This window comes from Enterobacter sp. CRENT-193 (assembly GCF_002787395.1).
GTDB lineage: Bacteria > Pseudomonadota > Gammaproteobacteria > Enterobacterales > Enterobacteriaceae > Enterobacter > Enterobacter hormaechei_C.
On record NZ_CP024812.1, the window covers coordinates 4567811 to 4588841 of the forward strand.

A 21031-nucleotide genomic window follows, 5' to 3' on the forward strand; every position below is an offset into this window, starting at 1 on the left:
GTCATAGCACCTGGCGCCGTTGCAGGTGAGGAGGAACGATGAAAGTAACAGTGCTTGGATGCGGAGCCCTTGGCCAACTCTGGCTTACAGCGCTATGCAAACAGGGACACGACGTTCAGGGCTGGCTGCGAATTCCCCAGCCCTATTGCAGTGTGAACGTGATGGGTACAGACGGTTCAATTTTTAATGAGTCTTTGACGGCAAACGATCCGGAATTTCTTGCCACCAGCGATTTGCTGCTGGTCACGCTGAAGGCCTGGCAGGTCTCCGATGCGGTGAAAAGCCTGGCCGCCCAGTTACCTGAAAGCACGCCAATCCTGCTGATTCACAACGGTATGGGTACCATTGAAGAGCTAAAATCTGTCCGGCAACCGCTGCTGATGGGGACAACCACCCACGCGGCGCGTCGCGACGGTAACGTCATTATCCATGTTGCCAGTGGTATCACTCATATCGGTCCCGCGCGTGAACAGCCCGGCGATTACAGCTATCTTGCGGATACCCTGCAAAGCACGCTGCCTGACGTCGCCTGGCACAATAACATTCGCGCGGAACTGTGGCGCAAACTGGCGGTGAACTGCGCGATTAATCCGCTGACCGCCCTGCTGGATTGCCCTAACGGTGAACTGCGCCAGCATCCTGATCGGGTAGCGCTGATTTGCCGGGAAGTTGCCGCCGTCATTGAACGCGAAGGCTACCACACCTCAGAGTCCGATTTACGTTATTATGTCGACCAGGTGATTGAGAGTACGGCAGAAAATATCTCCTCAATGTTGCAGGATATCCGGGCTATGCGGCATACCGAAATTGATTACATTACCGGTTATCTGTTAAAACGCGCCCGGGCACACGGCATTACCGTTGCGGAAAATAGCCGTCTGTTTGAGTTAGTAAAACGAAAGGAGAGTGAGTATGAGCGCATCGGCACTGGTATGCCTCGCCCCTGGTAGCGAAGAGACAGAAGCGGTCACCACCATTGATTTGCTGGTACGTGGTGGTATTAAGGTTACTACCGCCAGCGTCGCCAGCGACGGAAGCCTGGCGATTACCTGCTCGCGTGGGGTGAAGATTCTGGCGGATGCACCGCTTGTACAGGTGGCGGACGGTGATTACGACATTATCGTTCTGCCGGGTGGTCTGAAGGGGGCTGAGTGTTTCCGCGACAGCCCGCTGCTGGTTGAAACCGTTCGTCAGTTTCATCTTTCCGGGCGTATCGTCGCGGCAATCTGTGCAGCCGCAGGTACGGTGCTGGTTCCGCACGACATTTTCCCCATCGGCAATATGACCGGCTTCCCTGGTCTGAAGGATACAATTCCGGAAGACCAGTGGGTGGATAAACGCGTGGTCTGGGATCCGCGCGTTAACCTGCTCACCAGCCAGGGGCCGGGCACCGCCATTGATTTTGGCCTGAAGATTATTGACCTGCTGGTTGGGCGCGAAAAAGCGTACGAAGTGGCTTCGTCGCTGGTGATGGCGGCGGGGATTTATAACTACTACGAATAAAAAAGTCGGGTGGCGCAAGGTAAAAGCAAAACGGCAACCCGAGGTTGCCGTTTTTAATGTTTGCGCCCTCTCCCTGTGGGAGAGGGACGGGGTGAGGGCATCAGGCCGCACTCCCCGACAATAAACTACGGGCGATACACCTTCACGTTCGCGAAGCCCTGCTCACGCAGATACAGCGCCTGCAAACGGCTCATGACCCCACGCTCACACCACAGCAGATACGTTTTGCTCTGGTCGAGATCGCCAAACTGGGTGCTCAGCTTGTAGAACGGCAGCGAAACCACCTCCACGCCTTCCACCTGCAACGGCTTGTCATCCTGCTCATCAACAGAACGGATATCCAGAATCGTATCGTTAGCACCAAAGCCGCTGACCGTCTCCACCTCAACCACTTCCTGCTCGGTCTGCTGGGCGATCTCACGGATATCGATGTTGGACGCTTCCGCCACCACTTTTTCCAGGATGCTGAAATCGAAGTTCTCTTCTTCCGCTTCGATCTTCGCCTTCACCGCTTTAATGGTTGGACTTTTTGAGATCACACCGCAATATTCCGGCATGGTACGGGCAAAATCTTCAGTACCGATTTTACGCGCCAGATCGATGATGTGCTCTTTATCGTGAGAGATCAGCGGGCGCAGGATCAGCGTATCAGACACGTTGTCGATAAGACGCAGGTTGGTCAGCGTCTGGCTGGAGACCTGCCCCAGCGCTTCACCGGTGACCAGCGCCTGCACGCCGTAGCGCTCAGCCACTTTGGACGCCGCGCGCACCATCATACGTTTCAGGACCACGCCCATCTGGCCGTCGTCCACTTTTTCGAGGATTTCGCCGACCACCGGCTCAAAGTTGATCGCCACAAAACGCACGCGGTGAGAGCTGCCGAAGCGGTTCCACAGGTAATGCGCCACCTGACGTACGCCGATTTCATGCGCCGCCCCGCCCAGGTTGAAGAAGCAGTAGTGCACGCGGCAGCCGCGACGCATCAGCATGTAGCTGGAGACGCCGGAGTCGAAGCCGCCCGAGATCAGCGACAGCACATCTTCTTGCGTGCCGATCGGGAAACCACCAATACCTTCATAACGACCCTTAACCAGCAGCAGACGATCGTTCTCGATCTCAAGATTAACGGTAACGTCCGGGTTAGTCAGGCGCACGCGCGCCGTCTCAACGTGCTGGTTCAGACCGCCGCCAACGTAGCGCTCGACTTCAATCGAGCTGAACTCGTGTTTACCACGACGCTTCACGCGCACGCAGAAGGTTTTGCCTTCGATCTGGTCGCGGTACTGTACCAGCGCCTTTTCGAAGATATCGTGCATATCGCTGAACGGAACGTCTTCCACTTCCAGAATATGATGAATACCAGGAATACGGGTCAGCGCGTCGCGAATATCAAGACGTTTGCTTTCGTCTTTCGCGCGGACTTCAACGTGGTCCCAGTGACGCACCACAGCGAGCGTTTCGTCGTAGTGTTTTAATACGTTACGAATGTTCCCGGTGAGAATTTTAATAAAGCGCAAACGCACAGATTGGCTTTTGATGGTGATTTCAGGGAACAATTTAATGATAAACTTCATGGCGGCAATGTTTCTTAGGCAAGCTTATAAAGGCTTGTAGTGGAAAATGATACAGCAGCCCACACCCGTGGCTGCATCCAGGCGCGCAAGTATACCACCATCGCGCCACTCGCGTTATTTGATAATTGCCCCGAGTCCGTTACCATGTTGGGGCGAAGAATATAAGAGTTAATTCACTATGCCGAAGAAGAACGACGCACCGGCCAGTTTTGAAACTGCGCTGAGTGAGCTTGAGCAGATTGTTACCCGCCTCGAGAGCGGCGATTTACCGCTGGAAGATGCCCTCAACGAATTTGAACGCGGTGTGCAGCTTGCGCGCCAGGGGCAGGTAAAGCTTCAGCAGGCCGAGCAGCGTGTGCAGATCCTGCTTTCCGACAGCGAAGACGCTAAAACCACGCCATTCACACCGGACGCCGAGTAAATGGATTTCTCCAACGCGCTTCAGGCGCGCGTCATCCGCGCCAACGATGCGCTGCGCCGATTCATTGAGCCGCAGCCTTTTCAGAACACTCCACTGGTTGAAGCCATGCACTATGGCGCACTCTTGGGGGGTAAACGCCTGCGTCCGTTCCTGGTATATGCCACGGGCAACATGTTCGGTATCAGCGATAACACGCTGGACGCCCCGGCAGCCGCCGTGGAGTGTATCCACGCCTATTCGCTGATCCACGATGATTTGCCAGCCATGGACGATGACGATCTACGTCGCGGTCAGCCAACCTGCCATATCAAATTTGGCGAAGCGAATGCCATTCTGGCGGGTGATGCGCTGCAAACTCTGGCCTTCTCCATTCTGAGCGATGCGCCGATGGTTGAAGTGAGCGATCGCGATCGTCTGGCAATGGTGTCCGAACTGGCAATGGCCAGCGGCGTCGCCGGGATGTGCGGCGGCCAGGCGCTGGATTTAGAGGCTGAAGGTCGTCAGGTTACTCTGGAACAGCTGGAGCGCATCCACCGTCACAAAACGGGCGCACTGATGCGTGCAGCCGTTCGCCTGGGCGCGCTGAGCGCGGGTGAACGCGGGCGTAAAGCCCTGCCGATTCTGGACAGATACGCAGACAGTATCGGTCTGGCATTCCAGGTTCAGGATGACATTCTGGATGTGGTGGGCGATACTGCAACATTGGGAAAACGTCAGGGTGCGGATCAGCAGCTTGGCAAAAGTACCTATCCCGCCCTGTTGGGCCTTGAGCATGCCCAACGTAAAGCCCGGGATCTGATAGACGATGCCCGCCAGTCGCTGAATGAGCTGGCCGCGCAATCGCTGGATACCTCGGCACTGGAAGCGCTAGCGGACTACATAATCCAGCGTGATAAATAAACTATAAATCTCGATGAGCCTTTGATGAGTTTTGATATTGCCAAATACCCGACACTGGCGTTAGTTGACTCCACTCAGGAGTTACGTCTGTTGCCGAAAGAGAGTCTGCCGAAGCTGTGTGACGAGCTGCGTCGCTACCTGCTCGACAGCGTTAGCCGCTCCAGCGGCCACTTCGCCTCCGGACTTGGCACGGTTGAGCTGACCGTGGCGTTGCATTACGTCTATAACACGCCGTTCGATCAGCTGATCTGGGATGTCGGCCACCAGGCCTATCCGCACAAAATTCTGACCGGACGTCGCGATAAAATTGGCACCATTCGCCAGAAAGGGGGCCTGCACCCGTTCCCGTGGCGCGGCGAGAGTGAATATGACGTGTTAAGCGTCGGCCACTCTTCCACCTCCATTTCTGCGGGCATTGGTATTGCCGTTGCCGCCGAAAAAGAGAATAAACAACGTCGCACTGTCTGCGTGATTGGCGACGGGGCGATCACCGCCGGGATGGCCTTTGAGGCCATGAACCACGCGGGCGATATCAAACCGGACATGCTGGTGATCCTCAACGATAACGAAATGTCGATCTCCGAGAACGTCGGCGCGCTGAATAACCATCTGGCGCAGCTGCTGTCCGGCAAGCTTTACTCCTCACTGCGTGAAGGCGGTAAAAAAGTCTTCTCCGGCGTACCGCCGATCAAAGAGCTGCTTAAGCGTACCGAAGAACACATCAAAGGCATGGTCGTACCGGGTACGCTGTTCGAAGAGCTGGGCTTTAATTATATCGGCCCGGTGGACGGCCACGATGTGCTGGGTCTGGTGACGACGCTTAAAAACATGCGCGACCTGAAAGGCCCTCAGTTCCTGCATATCATGACCAAAAAAGGGCGTGGTTACGAACCGGCGGAGAAAGATCCGATCACCTTCCACGCGGTGCCTAAGTTCGACCATACCAGCGGCTGCCTGCCGAAAAGCAGCGGCGGGATGCCGAGCTACTCAAAAATCTTCGGCGACTGGCTGTGCGAAACGGCGGCGAAAGACAACATGCTGATGGCGGTGACGCCTGCCATGCGTGAAGGCTCCGGCATGGTGGAGTTTTCCAAAAAATACCCGGACCAGTATTTCGACGTCGCCATTGCCGAGCAACACGCGGTAACTTTTGCTGCGGGCCTGGCGATTGGCGGCTACAAGCCGGTGGTGGCGATCTACTCTACCTTCCTGCAACGCGCCTACGATCAGGTTATCCATGACGTTGCCATTCAGAAGCTGCCGGTGCTGTTTGCTATCGATCGCGCGGGCATTGTGGGGGCTGACGGCCAGACGCACCAGGGCGCGTTTGATCTCTCCTTCCTGCGCTGTATCCCGGACATGGTGATCATGACGCCAAGCGACGAAAATGAGTGTCGTCAGATGCTGTATACCGGTTACCACTATCAGGACGGTCCCTGCGCGGTACGCTATCCACGCGGTAATGCCCTTGGCGTTGAATTACAGCCGCTGGAAAAACTGGACATCGGTAAAGGTCTGGTGAAACGTCGCGGTGAAAAAGTGGCGATCCTGAACTTTGGTACGCTGATGCCGGAAGCGGCAAAAGTCGCTGAAAACCTGAATGCGACGCTGGTCGATATGCGCTTCGTGAAGCCGCTCGATGAATCTCTGATTCTGAGCATGGCGGAAAGCCATGACGTGCTGGTCACGCTGGAAGAGAACGCCATCATGGGTGGCGCGGGTAGCGGCGTGAACGAAGTGCTGATGGCGAACCGTAAAGCCGTTCCGGTGCTTAATCTCGGCCTGCCGGACCACTTCATCCCGCAAGGCACCCAGGATGAGGCGCGCGCCGACATTGGTCTGGACGCCGCCGGTATCGAAGCCAAAATCCGCACCTGGCTGGCCTGATCCCTCCCCTTTTCTGCTCCTGCTATGCTTAAACGTATTGTTTAAACAGCAGGAGCGGAACCATGCAATACACGACATTAGGAAAAACGGACCTTAAGGTGTCCCGGCTTTGCCTGGGATGCATGACGTTTGGCGAGCCTGACCGGGGAAATCATGCCTGGACGCTGCCGGAAGAGAGCAGCCGCCCCATCATCAAGCGCGCCATTGACGGCGGCATCAACTTCTTCGATACCGCCAACAGCTACTCCGACGGCAGCAGCGAAGAGATTGTTGGCCGCGCCCTGCGAGATTTTGCCCGTCGTGATGACGTTGTGGTCGCCACTAAGGTGTACTACCCGTCAGGCGACCTGGCGGAAGGCCTTTCTCGCGCGCAGATCCTGCGTTCTATTGATGACAGCCTCAGACGCCTGAACATGGATTACGTCGACCTGCTGCAAATCCACCGCTGGGATTACAACACCCCGATCGAAGAGACGCTTGAAGCGTTGAACGACGTCGTGAAAGCCGGTAAAGCGCGCTACATCGGCGCATCGTCCATGCATGCCTCACAGTTTGCCCAGGCGCTCGATCTCCAGGCACAGCACGGCTGGGCGCGCTTTGTCACCATGCAGGATCACTACAACCTGATTTACCGGGAAGAAGAGCGCGAGATGCTGCCGCTTTGCTACCAGGAAGGCGTGGCGGTGATCCCGTGGAGCCCGCTGGCGCGCGGAAGGTTAACCCGTCCGTGGGGCGAAACCACCGCCCGGCTGGTATCGGACGAAGTGGGTAAAAACCTGTATGACGATACAGAAACCAGCGATGCGTTAATTGCCGAACGCTTAGCCGGGATCGCCGACGATATCGGTGCAACGCGCGCGCAGGTGGCACTGACGTGGCTGCTGAGCAAGCGCGGTGTCGCCGCGCCGATTGTGGGCACATCGCGGGAAGAACAGCTGGATGAGTTGTTGAGTGCGGTGGACTTATCGTTGACGCCGGAGCAGATTGCCGAGCTGGAGACGCCGTATCAGCAACATCCGGTGGTAGGGTTTAAATAAACAATTCAGGGAACAAAATCCGTAGGCCGGGTAAGCGCAGCGCCACCCGGCAATACAGAGCGCACAAAATTACGCGAAGTGATCGTACCCTTTCCAGTCAAGCGTAACCGGGGCGCCGTCGCGGACAAACAGCAGCCCTTCACTTTCCGGCATCACCTGCCCGATGCAGGTAAATTTCGCCCCCAGATGCGCTAACGCCACATCCAGTGTTCCGCGATTCAGCTCAGGCACCGTGAAGCACAGCTCATAATCTTCTCCACCGGATAACGCCCATCGCAGCGCCTGCTCAGGCTCGGCATGGCGACGCAACGGCTCTGACAGAGGAAACAGATCCAGATCGATCCGCGCGCCCACGCCGCTGGCTTTCAGGATATGGCCGAGATCGGAGATCAGCCCGTCAGACAAATCGATAGCCGAACTGGCCCGCTCGCGCAGCGCCTGGCCGTGCAAAATACGCGGCGTTGGCCGCAGATGGCGCTTCACCAGGTACGCCGCATCGTCAGCATCTTCAACCGTTAAACGGTTCTGGAGGATTGCCAGCCCTGCCGCGCTATCCCCCGGCGTACCGGTCACGTAGATCCAGTCGCCCGGTTTTGCGCCCGAACGTTTCAGCGCACGCCCGGCAGGCACATAGCCGTGGATTGCCAGGGTCATCGACAGCGGACCGGCAGTGGTATCACCGCCAATCAGCTGCATATCGTAATAATTCAGCTGCTCAAACAGGGAATCGCTGAAGGCTTCAAGCCAGGCTTCATCCACCTCTGGCAAGGTCAGAGCCAGCGTCAGCCAGGCCGGGTCGGCGCCCATTGCCGCCAGATCGCTGACGTTCACCGCCAGCGCTTTATACGCCAGATCGGCAGGATCGATGTCGGGCAGGAAATGTCGCCCACACACTAAGGTGTCGGTGCTGATTGCCAGCGTCTGTTTTTCGGGAATATTGAGAAGTGCGCAGTCATCGCCAATGCCGGTTTCAACATCAAGACGAGAGGTTCTGACACGGTCGAAATAACGGGCAATCAGGGAGAATTCGCCGCATGCCATACGTTATGCCTCAGCAAATAAAAGAAAAAACCGGAGCCGCACTGCCCGTCAGGCAATGCAGAACTCCGGTTTGCGGATCACTTTTTGTGGGGACGGATCGCAGGTGCGGCTTTATCCAGCACGCCGTTAACAAACTTGTGGCTGTCTTCAGCGCCGAAGGTTTTCGCCAGTTCGATCGCTTCGTTGATGGCCACTTTGTACGGCACATCATCACGTTTAGACAGCTCAAACAGCGCGATACGCAACACTGCTTTTTCGACCTGGCCCAGCTCTTCGAGCAGACGGGACAGGTATGGCTTCATCAGACCATCGAGATACGCGCTATTAGTCGCCACTCCCGACAGCAGTTCACGGAAGTACAGAACGTCAACGTCTTTCACGTCCTGTTCTGACAGGAACTGGTATTCAACATCAGCGATGTCGTTCTGGGACAACTGCCAGGAGTAAAGTGCCTGGACGGCACATTCACGGGCGCGGCGACGAGCAGCAGGTTTCACGGAATTCCCCTTACAAAAAAATCAGGCCTTGATGGCTTTCAATACATTGATCATTTCAAGCGCGGTCAGTGCAGCTTCTGCACCTTTGTTACCGGCTTTGGTGCCAGCACGTTCGATGGCTTGTTCAATACTTTCGGTGGTCAGCACGCCGAACGCGACAGGAATTTCAGCATCCTGCGCAACGTGCGCCAGACCATTGCTTGCACCGCCCGCAACGTATTCGAAGTGCGCAGTGCCGCCACGAATAACAGTACCCAGCGCAATCACCGCGTCGTATTTACCGGTTTTCGCCAGCGCGCCCGCTGCCAGTGGCAGTTCGTAAGCACCTGGTACCCAAACGACGGTAATGTTGTCATCTTTAACCTGGCCGATACGTTTCAGGGCGTCAACCGCACCTTCCAGCAGGCTATCATTGATGAAGTTGTTGAAACGCGCAATGGTGATGGCGACGCGAGCGTCCGGGGTAGCTACAGCAGCTTCAATAATGTTCATACTCTTCCTTTACGGGTTCATTTGGCCCCGCAGGGGGGCGGATTTTATCATAATACTTTGCGTACTGCTTCCCTATTTCAGGAGCAATTACGCTGTCGTTAAATGGAGGCAGACATCCGGGCCTACCGGACGAATCTCACTGAATGAGAGTTGCGGCGCATCGGCCAGTTTTTCAAGGCCGGGCAGCACAAACAGGCCGCGCGCGTCGTTACCTAACAGTTTAGGCGCAACGTAGACGAGAAGCTCATCCACCAGCCCCGCCTGAAGCAGTGCGCCGGCGAGCGTCGGACCGGCTTCAACCCAGATACTGTTGACCTGCTGTTTGCCGAGCAACATCATCAGCACCACCAGATCCAGATGCCCGTTATGTTCCGGCACCGTAATGCTGCGCACGCCTTGCGGCCATTCGCGCGTATCTTCTTTGGTGCGTGCAATCCAGGTTTCCCCCGGCTGCTGCACGATGCGGTGCTCCGGCGTCACGCGGTTCTGGCTATCAATAATAATGCGCAGCGGCTGACGCAGGTTCTCCTGCGGATAGAGCGCCTGCGTATCTGCATTCAGCTCTTCCCAGCGTACGGTCATGGCCGGATCGTCAGCCAGTACCGTTTCACTGCTGGTGAGAATAGCATGGCTTTGCGCGCGCAGACGTTGCACATCGCGCCTTGCCTGTGGCGAGGTGATCCACTGGCTCTCGCCGTTCGCCATCGCCGTGCGGCCATCCAGTGACGCGCCAAGCTTAAGCTGGATAAACGGGAAGCCGGTGCGCATACGCTTCAGGAAGCCTTTATTCAGGGCTTCCGCATCCTGCATCATCAGGCCGTGGCTGACGTCGATGCCTTCCTGTTGCAGACGATACAGTCCGCGGCCCGCTACCTGCGGGTTAGGATCCTGCATGGCGGCGACAACGCGCGAGACGCCCGCCGCAATCAGCGCTTCACAGCACGGCGGCGTACGCCCATGGTGGCTGCATGGCTCCAGCGTCACATAGGCCGTCGCGCCACGCGCTTTCTCCCCCGCCATGCGCAAGGCATGCACTTCAGCATGCGGCTCGCCTGCGCGATAGTGAAAACCTTCCCCCACGATCTCACCATCTTTAACAATGACGCACCCGACATTGGGGTTAGGGTGAGTGGTAAACCGACCGCGCTGCGCCAGCTTCATGGCTCGCGCCATGTACATCTCGTCGTGCATGGTCTTAATCCTGTAAGCGGGCGATCTCTTCGCCAAACTCTTTGATGTCTTCGAAGCTGCGGTAAACGGAGGCAAAGCGGATATAGGCGACTTTATCGAGCTTTTTCAGCTGTTCCATCACCAGATTGCCGATCATTTTGCTCGGCACTTCGCGCTCACCTAACCCCCGCAGATAAGATTTAATGTGGTTTAACGCCATTTCGACGTCATCGGAGCTGACGGGCCGTTTTTCCAGCGCCTTGAGCATCCCGCTACGCAGTTTTTCTTCATTGAACGGTTCGCGCACATCGTTACTTTTTACCACGCGCGGCATTACCAGCTCTGCCACCTCGAAGGTGGTAAAACGCTCGTTGCACACCAGACACTGCCGACGACGACGCACGGAAGACCCTTCGCCTACAAGACGTGAGTCGATGACTTTGGTATCCACAGCGGAGCAAAATGGGCAATGCATACGATGTCCCTGTTATCTGGTTAACTGATTTCTATTTTACCCTGAACTGGCCCGACAACAAAGGAAGAGCTTTTTGAGACAAAGGATCTATGCCTGACGGCACTATCCTGTCTACCATTGCAGCAATCTGTGATTTCAAGGAATTAAACGCAATGACAAGACGTTACCTGAAAATAGTGCTGGTGGGGAGCCTGTTCACGCTTAGCGCCTGCGCACAGCAAAGCGAAGTCCGCGAGATGAAACAAAGCGTGAATACGCTTAACGTGGCGATGGACAAACTTAATAAAGAAACCGTGAAGATCACCCAGCAGAACGCGCTGAATGCCAAATCCAGCAATGGCGTTTATTTATTGCCAGGTGCAAACACGCCCGCGCGTCTGAACAGCCAGATTGGCACGCTAAAGATGTCTCTGGTGAATGTTGCAGCGAATGCCGATGGTACTCGCGCAACATTACGCATTCAGGGTGAGTCCAACGATCCGCTGCCCGCGTTCAGCGGCACCGTAGAGTGGGGCCAGATTCAGGGCACCACGGAGAGCTATCAGGAAGTGAACGTGAAGAATCAGCTCTTCACCGCCCCCGCCAGCACGCTGGCGCCGAGCGATGTTGACATCCCGCTCCAGCTGAGCGGACTGACGCCAGAACAGCTGGGCTTTATCCGTATTCACGACATTCAACCCGCCGCGCAATAACCCGCCCTTTTAGCGGAGTGAAATGTCACTCCGCTAACATTTACATTTCGTATGGATTGGCAACATAAATGATTGCCGCTACAATCGCGCCCGTCTAAAGTACGCAAACGTGAACGCAATCGATTACGTATGTGAGAGATATGTGAAACAACACATATTTTTGTGAGCAAGGATTCCTATAATAGGCTCCGCAGAAACACGAAATATTTAGAAACGCAATTCGCGCATTTTTCACTCCCGGAAGGGAATTTCAATCAGTGGCATGATTATGAAAAAAACATTACTCGCAGCCGGTGCAGTTCTGGCTCTGTCCTCCTCTTTCACTGTTAACGCAGCGGAAAACGACAAACCACAATACCTCTCCGACTGGTGGCACCAGAGCGTTAACGTGGTAGGCAGCTACCATACCCGTTTCGGACCGCAGATCCGTAACGATACTTACCTCGAGTACGAAGCATTCGCAAAAAAAGACTGGTTTGATTTCTATGGCTACATGGACGCACCGGTATTCTTCGGCGGTAACACCGACGCGAAAGGTATCTGGAACCACGGTTCCCCACTGTTCATGGAGATCGAACCACGCTTCTCCATTGATAAACTGACTGGTACCAGTCTGGCGTTTGGTCCGTTCAAAGAGTGGTATTTCGCAAACAACTACATCTACGACATGGGCCGCAACAAGTCCGGTCGCCAGAGCACCTGGTATATGGGTCTGGGTACAGACATTGAGACTGGCCTGCCGATGAGCCTGTCCATGAACGTCTACGCAAAATACCAGTGGCAGAACTACGGCGCTGCGAACGAGAACGAGTGGGATGGCTACCGTTTCAAAGTGAAATACTTTGTGCCAATTACCCAACTGTGGGGCGGCAACCTGAGCTATATCGGCTTCACCAACTTTGACTGGGGTTCAGACCTGGGCGATAACGATTTCCGCGACCTGAACGGCAGAAAAGCGCGCACTAACGACTCCATCGCGTCCAGCCACATCCTGGCGCTGAACTACGATCACTGGCACTACTCTGTTGTTGCGCGTTACTGGCACAACGGTGGTCAGTGGAACGACGACGCCAGCCTGAACTTCGGCAACGGCGACTTCAGCGTTCGTTCTACCGGTTGGGGCGGTTACCTGGTCGTGGGTTACAACTTCTAATCAGTGCGGGATTGTGCGGGCTGGTGCCCTCACCCCTTCCCTCTCCCACGGGAGAGGGCGCAAACACAAAAAACGGCAACATCGTTGCCGTTTTGCTTTTACCTCGCCACCCGGCTTTTTACTGCTTCACCTTGCGCAAAAAATCCGCCAGCGACCTGTCCGCGCTTTCGCTAAAGTGTCTTTCCGTCAGCGTAATATGCAAACACCGGTCGAGACGGAAGCAGCGATAGTCATCGCGCCGTTCACACCACGCGGCCAGCAGCCAGTGCTCACCCCAGAAGAACAGCCCCAGCGGCTGAACCTCACGCCAGGTTAACTGCCCGGCTTCATCGCGATAGTGCAGCGCCAGCACACGCAGGGCAGAAATTGCCTGGTGGATCACGTCGAAACCACTACGGGAGTGTGGCTGAAGGGCAATATCCGGCGCGTAAATTCGCGTCTGTTCAGCTTTACGGCGGCTCTCTTCTGGCAGGATCGCCAGCACTTTTTCCTGGGCCGATTCCAGCTCGCGCGACAGCGATTCCCCGCCCCAGGTTTTGAGCAGACGGATCGCCACCATCAGCGCCTCGGACTCCTTGTTGGTCAGCATCAACGGGGGTAAATCAAAACCCGACATTAGCCGATATCCGCTTCCCGCCTCGCCTTCCACCGGCACGCCGGAAAGCGACAGGTCGCGGATATCGCGGTACACCGTGCGCTCGGACACGCCAAGCCTTTCCGCCAGATGCGCTGCCGTTGTCAGACGCCTGCCCCGCAGGATCTGCACAATCTGGAACAAACGGTCAGCGCGTCGGGTCATCGGTTTACTCTCATACCGGTTGATGGAGGCCGACGCGATTACCTTCGCTGTCGGTAAACAGGGCTATAGTGCCAATGCCTTGCGGCAGTTCCAGCGGGCCAAACACGCACTCACCGCCCGCAGAAGCAATGCGATCGAGCGTGGCCGCCAGATTGTCAGTATGCAGGTAAATAATAGCGCCCTGCGAAGAGGGTGTAACACTGTCAAATTTCGCCAGCGCGCCGCCGGTGGCCGGATCCTCGTGCGGGAAAACCGCCAGCTCAGCCACGTCCATCTTCTCGCGCCGCAGCGCGACCTGCATCACCGACTCATAAAATTTGGTGGCGCGATCCATATCGGCGACCGGAATTTCAAACCAGTTAATGACACTTTTCATACGTCCTCCTGCCTGTTGTTAGAGTTCAGAAGGAGTCTACGACAGGGCTCCTGACAGCATACTGTCAGGAGTGTTTGTGAGATGCAGACAAAAAAAATCCCGGCCAGCAGGCCGGGATTTCGATACTACATAAGACGCTTACGGCAGAATGGACGGCTGATCCGCCCCTTCTTTCTCGACTTTCTGCTGGATCAGATGCTCGCGCTTCATGCCCAGCTTCAGCGCCAGCGCGGACGCGACGTAGATAGACGAGGCCGTACCGATAGACACACCGATCAGCATGGTCAGCGAGAAGCCTTCCAGCACCGGGCCACCGAACAGGAACAGCATCAGGATCACCATCAGGGTGGTGCCGGAGGTGATCAACGTACGGTGCAGCGTCTGGGTCAACGACACGTTAAAGATTTCGTACGGCGTGCCGCGACGGATCTTACGGAAGTTTTCACGAATACGGTCAGATACCACGATACTGTCGTTCAGTGAGTAACCGATAACGGACATCAGGGATGCCACAATCGTCAGGTCAATCTCAATGTGGAAGAGAGACAGTATGCCCATGGTGATCACCACGTCGTGCGCCAGGGCGATAACCACGCCTGCCGCCAGTCGCCACTCAAAGCGGAAACCGACGTAAATCAGGATCGAGATCAGCGCCACAAGCAGCGCCATCGCACCGGTCTGCGCCAGGTCAGCACCAACGCTCGGGCCTACAAACTCAATACGCTTAACCGTTGCATCCTGGCTGGTTGTTTCGTTAATAACCTGAACGACCTTGCTGCCCAACTCCTGGCTGCCGTTGGCATCGTGTACCGGCGGCATACGCACCATGATGTCGCGGCTGCTGCCGAAGTTCTGTAGCAGCGGCTCTTCAAAGCCCGCTTTTTGCAGAGACTCACGCATCTGGTCCATATCGACCGGTTTTTCCAGGGTAATTTCGATCACCGTACCACCGGTGAAATCCAGGCCCCAGTTAAAGCCTTTCACGCCCATAATGACGATGGACAAGATCAGCAGAAAACCTGAAATGCCGAAGGCCCAGTAGTCCCAGCGCATAAAGTCCCAGACTTTACGGCCGTGGTTCAATTGTTCAACAGTATATTCCTGTGCCACAACGCACTCCTCAGATAGACAGCTTTTTGACGCGCTTGCCGCCGTACAGCAGGTTCACGATGGCACGGGTGCCGACAATAGCGGTAAACATCGACGTTGCGACACCGATACCGGTAGTAATCGCAAAGCCTTTGATCGCGCCAGTACCCACTGCATACAGGATAAGAACCTTAATCAGTGTTGTTACGTTCGCATCGAAGATGGAGCTGAACGCCCCTTTGTAGCCTTCTTCAATCGCCTGCTGTACAGAACGACCGTTGCTCAGCTCTTCTTTGATACGTTCGTTTATCAGTACGTTGGCGTCGACCGCCACCGCAAGGGTTAGAACGATACCCGCGATACCTGGCATGGTTAGCGTCGCCCCCGGCAGCAGGGACATGATACCGATGATCAGCACCAGGTTGGCAATCAGCGCGGAGGTCGCAATCAGGCCGAACTTCTTATAGAAGAAGATCATGAAGATGATGGACACCGCCAGACCGGCCAGACACGCTTCCAGACCCTGTTTGATGTTCTGCATACCCAGGGTTGGACCGATGGTACGTTCTTCAACAATCTGAATTGGCGCAATCAGCGCACCGGCACGCAGCAGCAGAGAGAGCTGACGCGCTTCGTTCGGGTTGCTGATACCGGTAATACGGAAGCTGTTACCCAGACGAGACTGGATGTTGGCGATGTTAATCACCTCTTCCTCTTTCACCAGCACGGCACGGCCATTGGCGTCTTTCTTACCGCTGTCTTTGTACTCCACGAACAGGGTCGCCATCGGCTTGCCGATGTTGTCCTTGGTGAAGTTAGACATGATGTTGCCACCTGCGCTATCCAGCGAGATGTTAACCTGCGGCTGGTTGTACTCATCCTGGCTTGAAGTGGAGTCGGTGATATGGTCACCGGTCAGGATCACGCGTTTGTACAGCACAACCGGCTGGCCTTCGCGGGTCTGCTTCACTTCGGAATCGCCCGGCACACGGCCTGAAGCCGCAGCAGCCTGGTCAACGTTGGAGTTAACCAGACGGAACTCCAGGGTCGCCGTCGCGCCCAGAATCTCTTTCGCACGGGCGGTATCCTGGATACCCGGCAGTTCGACCACGATACGGTCAGCACCCTGACGCTGTACCAGTGGCTCAGCCACGCCTAGCTGGTTTACACGGTTACGCAGAATGTTAATGTTCTGCTGAACGGCGTATTCACGTGCTTCACTCAGACGCGCGTCGGTCATTACCGCACGCAGCTGATTGCTGCCCTGAGAGGTGATCACCAGATCGCGGTGACGCTGAGACAGATAGGTGACAGCCTGATCGCGTGCCGCGCTGTCGCGGAACGTGATGCTCAGGCCGTAGTTATCTTCTTTACGTACGGTGGTGTACGGAATGCCCTTATCGCGCAGATCGCTGCGCAGGCTGTCGATATTCTGTTCCTGTAGCTTGCCGAGCGCGGTATCCATATCCACTTCCATCAGGAAGTGAACGCCGCCACGCAGGTCAAGACCCAGTTTCATTGGCTCTGCGTTCAGCGCAGCCAGCCAGCGTGGGGTTGCAGGAGCAAGGTTAAGCGCCACGACATATTTATCACCCAGCACGCCCATCAGCGCTTCACGTGCGCGGAGCTGCGTGTCGGTGGTGTCGAAGCGAGCAAGAATTGCGCCCTCTTCCAGTGCCACAGACTTAGCGGTAATTTTTTCTTCTTGTAACGTTTTCTGGACCTGGATCAGCGTTTGCTCACTGGCGGCGACACCGCGCGCGCCAGTGATTTGAACGGCCGGATCCTCACCATACAGGTTGGGAAGCGCGTACAGCAGGCCGACGATAATCACGACGACCAGCATGATGTACTTCCACAAAGGATAACGGTTTAACACGGCAGTTCCCTTTGGGAAAAGTTGGGATTACAGCGCCTTCATGGTGCCTTTCGGCAGAACGGCAGCTACGAAGTCACGTTTGATAACCACTTCAGTGGTGTCGTTGAGGGCGATAGCAATGTAGCCGTTTTCCGCTACTTTGGTTACGCGACCCACCAGGCCACCATTGGTCAGGACTTCATCGCCCTTCGCGATGGAGTTCATCAGGTTTTTGTGCTCTTTAGTACGCTTCTGCTGTGGACGCAGGATCATGAAGTAGAAGATCAGACCGAACACAACCAGCATCAGAATCAGAGACATCGGGCTGCCCTGCGCTGGTGCACCCGTTGCTGCTACCGCATCAGAAATAAAAAAGCTCATTCAAATTCCCTCATTATTAAAATTAATCAACGTTCAACGGTGGAACATCCCGCCCCTGACGTTGGTAGAAATCGGTCACGAAGCTCTCTAATTTACCCTCTTCGATAGCCTTACGTAAACCAGCCATTAAGCGCTGATAATAACGAAGATTATGAATGGTATTGAGACGCGCCCCCAAAATCTCGTTGCAACGATCGAGATGATGCAGGTACGCGCGAGAATAATTGCGACAGGTATAGCAATCGCACTCGGAATCGAGCGGGCTGGTGTCACTCTTATGCTTCGCGTTTCGGATTTTCACCACGCCATCGGTAACGAACAGATGACCGTTACGCGCGTTTCGGGTTGGCATAACGCAGTCGAACATATCAATGCCGCGACGTACGCCTTCCACCAGATCTTCTGGTTTACCCACACCCATCAGGTATCGTGGTTTATCCGCCGGGATTTGCGGGCAGACATGCTCCAGAATGCGGTGCATATCTTCCTTCGGCTCACCCACAGCCAAACCGCCGACAGCGTAGCCATCAAAGCCTATCTCTACCAGACCTTTAACCGAGATATCGCGTAAATCTTCGTAAACGCTACCCTGGATAATGCCGAACAGCGCATTTTTGTTTTGCAGGGAGTCAAAACGGTCGCGGCTACGCTTCGCCCAACGCAGGGACATCTCCATAGAACGCTTGGCGTAGTCCCAGTCCGCCGGGTATGGCGTACATTCGTCGAAGATCATTACGATATCGGAGCCGAGATCGTACTGAATCTCCATGGATTTTTCTGGATCGAGGAAGATTGGATCGCCGTTGATCGGGTTACGGAAGTGTACGCCCTGCTCAGTGATCTTACGGATATCGCCCAGGCTGAAGACCTGGAAACCGCCGGAGTCGGTGAGGATGGGGCCTTTCCACTGCATGAAGTCGTGCAGATCGCCGTGGAGCTTCATGATCTCCTGGCCTGGACGCAGCCACAGGTGGAAGGTGTTGCCGAGGATAATCTGTGCGCCAGTGGCTTCAACTTCTTCCGGCGTCATTCCTTTTACGGTGCCGTACGTGCCCACAGGCATAAACGCGGGGGTTTCTACCACGCCGCGATCAAACACCAGACGACCGCGACGCGCGCGACCATCGGTGGTATCGAGTTCAAATTTCATTTTTTCTCCGACGTCAGAAAAACAGTCCAACGTTGTAACACAGTGCCGCGGACTTATTCCCCGACACGCTCATTCAAAGCCTGCGGATTGTACGTGATAAACATCGCGTCACCGTAGCTAAAAAAGCGATATTTTTGTTCTACCGCAGACTTGTAGGCGTTCATCGTATGCTGATACCCCGCAAACGCGGAAACCAGCATAATCAGCGTCGATTCAGGCAGATGGAAGTTGGTCACCAGCGCATCAATGACTTTGTACTGATAGCCCGGGTAGATAAAAATCTGCGTATCGCCAAAGAACGGTTCAATCAGCTCGCTTTTCGCGGCCTGCGCAGCGCTCTCAAGGGAACGTACCGACGTTGTACCGACGGCCACGACGCGGCTACCGCGCGCTTTCGCCGCCAGCACCGCATCCACAACCTCCTGCGGCACTTCGGCATACTCAGAGTGCATGATGTGATCTTCGATGCTGTCCACGCGCACCGGCTGGAAGGTCCCCGCGCCGACGTGCAGCGTCACGAAGGCCATCTCAATGCCCTTGGCGCGCAGCTTTTCCAGCAGCGGTTCATCAAAGTGCAGGCCCGCCGTTGGCGCCGCCACCGCACCCGGCTTCTGGCTGTAGACGGTCTGATACAGCTCGCGGTCGGCCTCTTCGTCCGGGCGTTCAATGTACGGCGGCAGCGGCATGTGGCCGATGGCGTTGAGGATATCAAGCACCGTGCGTTCGTCGTTGAACTCCACCTCGAACAGCGCGTCGTGACGCGCGGTCATGGTCGCTTTGATGCTCTCGTCATCCCCCAGCAGCAGCTCCGCGCCCGGCTTCGGCGCTTTGGAGGCGCGAATATGTGCCAGAATACGTTTATCATCGAGCATACGTTCGACCAGCACCTCAATCTTGCCGCCGCTGGCTTTACGGCCAAACAGACGCGCCGGGATCACGCGGGTATTGTTAAAGACCAGCAGATCGCCAGGGTTGAGCTTGTCGAGCAGATCGGTGAAAGTACCGTGCGTCAGCGCGCCCGTTGGCCCGTCCAGTGACAGCAAGCGACAGCTGCTACGCTCAGGCATGGGGTAGTGAGCAATCAGGGATTCAGGTAGTTCAAAGGAGAAATCGGCGACGCGCATGACGTATACTCGTGACTTAAAAACAGGCGGCATAGTCTAGTGCTCACACCCTTTTGCTGCAACAACTAGCCGCCACCGGACAACGAAAACGCATGAATTTTCTCGCTCACCTGCATCTCGCCCACCTCGCGGACAGCTCCCTCTCCGGCAATTTGCTGGCCGATTTTGTACGCGGCAACCCGGCGGAAGCGTATTCCCCTGAGGTTGTCGACGGAATTTTTATGCACCGCCGCATCGACGTGCTGACCGATAACCTGCCGGAAGTGAGGGAAGCCAAAACCTGGTTCCGCCCCGAAACGCGACGGGTGGCGCCGATCACGCTCGACGTCATGTGGGATCATTTCCTGTCGCGCCACTGGTCGCAGCTGTCGCCTGATATGTCGCTGCCTGAGTTTGTGCGCTACGCCCACGCGCAGGTGTCGATCATTTTGCCGGACTCCCCGCCGCGCTTTGTAAATCTGAATAACTATCTCTGGTCTGAACGCTGGCTGGAGCGATACCGCGAGATGGATTTCATTCAGAACGTCCTGAACGGCATGGCGAGCCGTCGACCGCGTCTGGACGCGCTGCGCGACTCATGGCATGACCTGGATGAACATTACGATGCGCTGGAAACCCGCTTCTGGCAGTTCTACCCGCGTATGATGACGCAGGCGAAAAATAAAGAACTGTGATGCCGGTATGATTGATAGGTAAAAGCTGGTGGAACGATTGTTACCACCTCTTTGTCTTATTCCCGTACTGCCTCTATACTGGCCCGCGTTGCGTTCCAAATAACCTTAGTATCTACAGGAGAATCATATGGTTCTGGTAACTCGTCCGGCTCCGGATTTTACAGCTGCCGCCGTTCTGGGCAATGGTGAAATCGTTGAAAACTTCAACTTCAAACAGCATACCAACGGTAAAGCGACCGTTCTGTTCTTCTGGCCAATGGACTTCACTTTCGTTTGCCCGTCTGAGCTGATCGCGTTCGACAAACGTTACGAAGAATTCCAGAAGCGTGGCGTGGAAGTGGTTGGCGTCTCCTTCGACTCTGAATTTGTACACAACGCATGGCGTAACACCCCTGTCGAAAACGGCGGCATCGGTGCGGTGAAATACGCGATGGTTGCGGACATCAAACGCGAAATCCAGCAGGCTTACGGTATCGAACATCCGGACGCTGGCGTTGCACTGCGTGGTTCTTTCCTGATCGATGCAAACGGCATCGTTCGTCACCAGGTTGTGAACGATCTGCCGCTGGGTCGTAACATCGACGAAATGCTGCGCATGGTTGACGCTCTCCAGTTCCACGAAGAGCACGGTGAAGTGTGCCCGGCGCAGTGGGAAAAAGGTAAAGAAGGTATGGCGGCTTCCCCAGACGGCGTAGCTAAATACCTGTCTGAGAACGTATCCAGCCTGTAATCGACACG

General features: G+C 55.7%; 23 protein-coding genes. 10 read left to right on the forward strand and 13 right to left on the reverse strand.

Translation table 11 applies throughout. From position 1 onward, the window contains the following. The first annotated feature begins 38 nt into the window (after positions 1 to 38). Both panE and yajL read left to right on the forward strand, forming a co-directional pair. A complete protein-coding gene (gene panE, locus CU081_RS22755) occupies positions 39 to 950 on the forward strand; it encodes a 2-dehydropantoate 2-reductase (protein WP_022650464.1) in 912 nt (303 codons plus the stop codon). After that, complete coding sequence (yajL, locus tag CU081_RS22760) at positions 913 to 1503, forward strand: protein deglycase YajL (RefSeq protein WP_003859085.1); 591 nt, start codon at positions 913 to 915, stop codon at positions 1501 to 1503. The genes panE and yajL overlap by 38 nt, the downstream gene beginning before the upstream one ends. 125 nt (positions 1504 to 1628) lie before the next feature. On the opposite strand, the gene thiI is transcribed toward yajL, so the two are convergent. Continuing rightward, positions 1629 to 3077 (reverse strand): tRNA uracil 4-sulfurtransferase ThiI, encoded by a 1449-nt coding sequence (gene thiI / locus CU081_RS22765; RefSeq protein WP_022650463.1) that lies wholly within the window; start codon positions 3075 to 3077, stop codon positions 1629 to 1631. 178 nt (positions 3078 to 3255) lie between these two features. Here thiI and xseB point away from each other — a divergent pair, with 178 nt between their 5' ends. The 4 genes from xseB to CU081_RS22785 all read left to right on the forward strand — a co-directional run bounded on the left by xseB (position 3256) and on the right by CU081_RS22785 (position 7322). Further along, on the forward strand, positions 3256 to 3498 hold the full coding sequence (gene xseB, locus CU081_RS22770) for an exodeoxyribonuclease VII small subunit (protein WP_003859094.1): 243 nt from the start codon (positions 3256 to 3258) through the stop codon (positions 3496 to 3498). Beyond that, positions 3499 to 4398, forward strand: a complete 900-nt coding sequence (gene ispA / locus CU081_RS22775; protein ID WP_022650462.1) for a (2E,6E)-farnesyl diphosphate synthase — start codon at positions 3499 to 3501, stop codon at positions 4396 to 4398. It begins immediately after the preceding gene. 24 nt (positions 4399 to 4422) lie between these two features. Beyond that, complete coding sequence (dxs, locus tag CU081_RS22780; RefSeq protein WP_015571294.1) at positions 4423 to 6285, forward strand: 1-deoxy-D-xylulose-5-phosphate synthase; 1863 nt, start codon at positions 4423 to 4425, stop codon at positions 6283 to 6285. Positions 6286 to 6347: 62 nt separating this feature from the next. After that, positions 6348 to 7322 (forward strand): aldo/keto reductase, encoded by a 975-nt coding sequence (locus CU081_RS22785; protein ID WP_022650461.1) that lies wholly within the window; start codon positions 6348 to 6350, stop codon positions 7320 to 7322. A 69-nt stretch (positions 7323 to 7391) separates the two neighbouring features. Here the strand turns inward: CU081_RS22785 and thiL are convergent, their stop codons facing one another. From thiL to nrdR, 5 genes are all read right to left on the reverse strand, one after another. Further along, positions 7392 to 8363 carry a thiamine-phosphate kinase gene (thiL, locus tag CU081_RS22790; RefSeq protein WP_022650460.1) on the reverse strand — a complete coding sequence of 324 codons (972 nt, stop codon included), beginning with the start codon at positions 8361 to 8363 and terminating at the stop codon, positions 7392 to 7394. 77 nt (positions 8364 to 8440) lie between these two features. Continuing rightward, complete coding sequence (gene nusB, locus CU081_RS22795; protein WP_006809908.1) at positions 8441 to 8860, reverse strand: transcription antitermination factor NusB; 420 nt, start codon at positions 8858 to 8860, stop codon at positions 8441 to 8443. 21 nt (positions 8861 to 8881) lie between these two features. Beyond that, complete coding sequence (gene ribH, locus CU081_RS22800) at positions 8882 to 9352, reverse strand: 6,7-dimethyl-8-ribityllumazine synthase (RefSeq protein ID WP_003859098.1); 471 nt, start codon at positions 9350 to 9352, stop codon at positions 8882 to 8884. A gap of 87 nt (positions 9353 to 9439) precedes the next feature. After that, on the reverse strand, positions 9440 to 10543 hold the full coding sequence (gene ribD / locus CU081_RS22805) for a bifunctional diaminohydroxyphosphoribosylaminopyrimidine deaminase/5-amino-6-(5-phosphoribosylamino)uracil reductase RibD (RefSeq protein WP_022650459.1): 1104 nt from the start codon (positions 10541 to 10543) through the stop codon (positions 9440 to 9442). A gap of 4 nt (positions 10544 to 10547) precedes the next feature. Next, complete coding sequence (nrdR, locus tag CU081_RS22810) at positions 10548 to 10997, reverse strand: transcriptional regulator NrdR (protein WP_003859099.1); 450 nt, start codon at positions 10995 to 10997, stop codon at positions 10548 to 10550. 152 nt (positions 10998 to 11149) lie between these two features. Here nrdR and CU081_RS22815 point away from each other — a divergent pair, with 152 nt between their 5' ends. Continuing rightward, positions 11150 to 11689 (forward strand): DUF3251 domain-containing protein, encoded by a 540-nt coding sequence (locus CU081_RS22815; protein ID WP_003859100.1) that lies wholly within the window; start codon positions 11150 to 11152, stop codon positions 11687 to 11689. A gap of 268 nt (positions 11690 to 11957) precedes the next feature. Then, positions 11958 to 12842 carry a nucleoside-specific channel-forming protein Tsx gene (locus CU081_RS22820; RefSeq protein WP_032610182.1) on the forward strand — a complete coding sequence of 295 codons (885 nt, stop codon included), beginning with the start codon at positions 11958 to 11960 and terminating at the stop codon, positions 12840 to 12842. Between the two features lie 118 nt (positions 12843 to 12960). Here CU081_RS22820 and CU081_RS22825 read toward each other — a convergent pair whose 3' ends face one another. From CU081_RS22825 to queA, 7 genes are all read right to left on the reverse strand, one after another. Next, positions 12961 to 13641 (reverse strand): helix-turn-helix transcriptional regulator, encoded by a 681-nt coding sequence (locus CU081_RS22825; protein WP_022650457.1) that lies wholly within the window; start codon positions 13639 to 13641, stop codon positions 12961 to 12963. Positions 13642 to 13651: 10 nt separating this feature from the next. Further along, entirely contained in the window at positions 13652 to 14017 is a 366-nt protein-coding gene (locus tag CU081_RS22830; protein WP_022650456.1) for a VOC family protein, read from the reverse strand. Between the two features lie 138 nt (positions 14018 to 14155). Next, on the reverse strand, positions 14156 to 15127 hold the full coding sequence (gene secF / locus CU081_RS22835) for a protein translocase subunit SecF (protein WP_003859105.1): 972 nt from the start codon (positions 15125 to 15127) through the stop codon (positions 14156 to 14158). Positions 15128 to 15137: 10 nt separating this feature from the next. Beyond that, a complete protein-coding gene (gene secD, locus CU081_RS22840; RefSeq protein ID WP_017383164.1) occupies positions 15138 to 16985 on the reverse strand; it encodes a protein translocase subunit SecD in 1848 nt (615 codons plus the stop codon). Between the two features lie 27 nt (positions 16986 to 17012). Next, positions 17013 to 17345 carry a preprotein translocase subunit YajC gene (yajC, locus tag CU081_RS22845; RefSeq protein WP_003859109.1) on the reverse strand — a complete coding sequence of 111 codons (333 nt, stop codon included), beginning with the start codon at positions 17343 to 17345 and terminating at the stop codon, positions 17013 to 17015. A 22-nt stretch (positions 17346 to 17367) separates the two neighbouring features. Then, positions 17368 to 18495, reverse strand: coding sequence for a tRNA guanosine(34) transglycosylase Tgt (gene tgt, locus CU081_RS22850; RefSeq protein ID WP_003859110.1), 1128 nt, complete (start codon positions 18493 to 18495; stop codon positions 17368 to 17370). 53 nt (positions 18496 to 18548) lie between these two features. Next, positions 18549 to 19619, reverse strand: coding sequence for a tRNA preQ1(34) S-adenosylmethionine ribosyltransferase-isomerase QueA (queA, locus tag CU081_RS22855; protein WP_006809916.1), 1071 nt, complete (start codon positions 19617 to 19619; stop codon positions 18549 to 18551). A 92-nt stretch (positions 19620 to 19711) separates the two neighbouring features. Here queA and acpH point away from each other — a divergent pair, with 92 nt between their 5' ends. Both acpH and CU081_RS22865 read left to right on the forward strand, forming a co-directional pair. After that, entirely contained in the window at positions 19712 to 20293 is a 582-nt protein-coding gene (gene acpH / locus CU081_RS22860; RefSeq protein ID WP_022650455.1) for an ACP phosphodiesterase, read from the forward strand. Positions 20294 to 20420: 127 nt separating this feature from the next. Then, a complete protein-coding gene (locus CU081_RS22865; protein ID WP_003859113.1) occupies positions 20421 to 21023 on the forward strand; it encodes a peroxiredoxin C in 603 nt (200 codons plus the stop codon). Positions 21024 to 21031 lie beyond the last annotated feature (8 nt).

What these genes read in the sequence shown, in the direction of transcription:
- CU081_RS22825 (WP_022650457.1), bottom strand. Translation starts at nt 13,641, where the DNA reads ATGACCCGACGCGCTGACCGTTTGTTCCAGATTGTGCAGATCCTGCGG.
- ribH (WP_003859098.1), bottom strand. Translation starts at nt 9,352, where the DNA reads ATGAACATTATTGAAGCTGCTGTAGCTACCCCGGACGCTCGCGTCGCC.
- tgt (WP_003859110.1), bottom strand. Translation starts at nt 18,495, where the DNA reads ATGAAATTTGAACTCGATACCACCGATGGTCGCGCGCGTCGCGGTCGT.
- dxs (WP_015571294.1), top strand. Translation starts at nt 4,423, where the DNA reads ATGAGTTTTGATATTGCCAAATACCCGACACTGGCGTTAGTTGACTCC.
- queA (WP_006809916.1), bottom strand. Translation starts at nt 19,619, where the DNA reads ATGCGCGTCGCCGATTTCTCCTTTGAACTACCTGAATCCCTGATTGCT.
- ribD (WP_022650459.1), bottom strand. Translation starts at nt 10,543, where the DNA reads ATGCACGACGAGATGTACATGGCGCGAGCCATGAAGCTGGCGCAGCGC.
- panE (WP_022650464.1), top strand. Translation starts at nt 39, where the DNA reads ATGAAAGTAACAGTGCTTGGATGCGGAGCCCTTGGCCAACTCTGGCTT.
- thiI (WP_022650463.1), bottom strand. Translation starts at nt 3,077, where the DNA reads ATGAAGTTTATCATTAAATTGTTCCCTGAAATCACCATCAAAAGCCAA.
- nrdR (WP_003859099.1), bottom strand. Translation starts at nt 10,997, where the DNA reads ATGCATTGCCCATTTTGCTCCGCTGTGGATACCAAAGTCATCGACTCA.
- CU081_RS22830 (WP_022650456.1), bottom strand. Translation starts at nt 14,017, where the DNA reads ATGAAAAGTGTCATTAACTGGTTTGAAATTCCGGTCGCCGATATGGAT.
- CU081_RS22815 (WP_003859100.1), top strand. Translation starts at nt 11,150, where the DNA reads ATGACAAGACGTTACCTGAAAATAGTGCTGGTGGGGAGCCTGTTCACG.
- yajC (WP_003859109.1), bottom strand. Translation starts at nt 17,345, where the DNA reads ATGAGCTTTTTTATTTCTGATGCGGTAGCAGCAACGGGTGCACCAGCG.
- CU081_RS22785 (WP_022650461.1), top strand. Translation starts at nt 6,348, where the DNA reads ATGCAATACACGACATTAGGAAAAACGGACCTTAAGGTGTCCCGGCTT.
- CU081_RS22865 (WP_003859113.1), top strand. Translation starts at nt 20,421, where the DNA reads ATGGTTCTGGTAACTCGTCCGGCTCCGGATTTTACAGCTGCCGCCGTT.
- CU081_RS22820 (WP_032610182.1), top strand. Translation starts at nt 11,958, where the DNA reads ATGAAAAAAACATTACTCGCAGCCGGTGCAGTTCTGGCTCTGTCCTCC.
- xseB (WP_003859094.1), top strand. Translation starts at nt 3,256, where the DNA reads ATGCCGAAGAAGAACGACGCACCGGCCAGTTTTGAAACTGCGCTGAGT.
- yajL (WP_003859085.1), top strand. Translation starts at nt 913, where the DNA reads ATGAGCGCATCGGCACTGGTATGCCTCGCCCCTGGTAGCGAAGAGACA.
- thiL (WP_022650460.1), bottom strand. Translation starts at nt 8,363, where the DNA reads ATGGCATGCGGCGAATTCTCCCTGATTGCCCGTTATTTCGACCGTGTC.
- ispA (WP_022650462.1), top strand. Translation starts at nt 3,499, where the DNA reads ATGGATTTCTCCAACGCGCTTCAGGCGCGCGTCATCCGCGCCAACGAT.
- acpH (WP_022650455.1), top strand. Translation starts at nt 19,712, where the DNA reads ATGAATTTTCTCGCTCACCTGCATCTCGCCCACCTCGCGGACAGCTCC.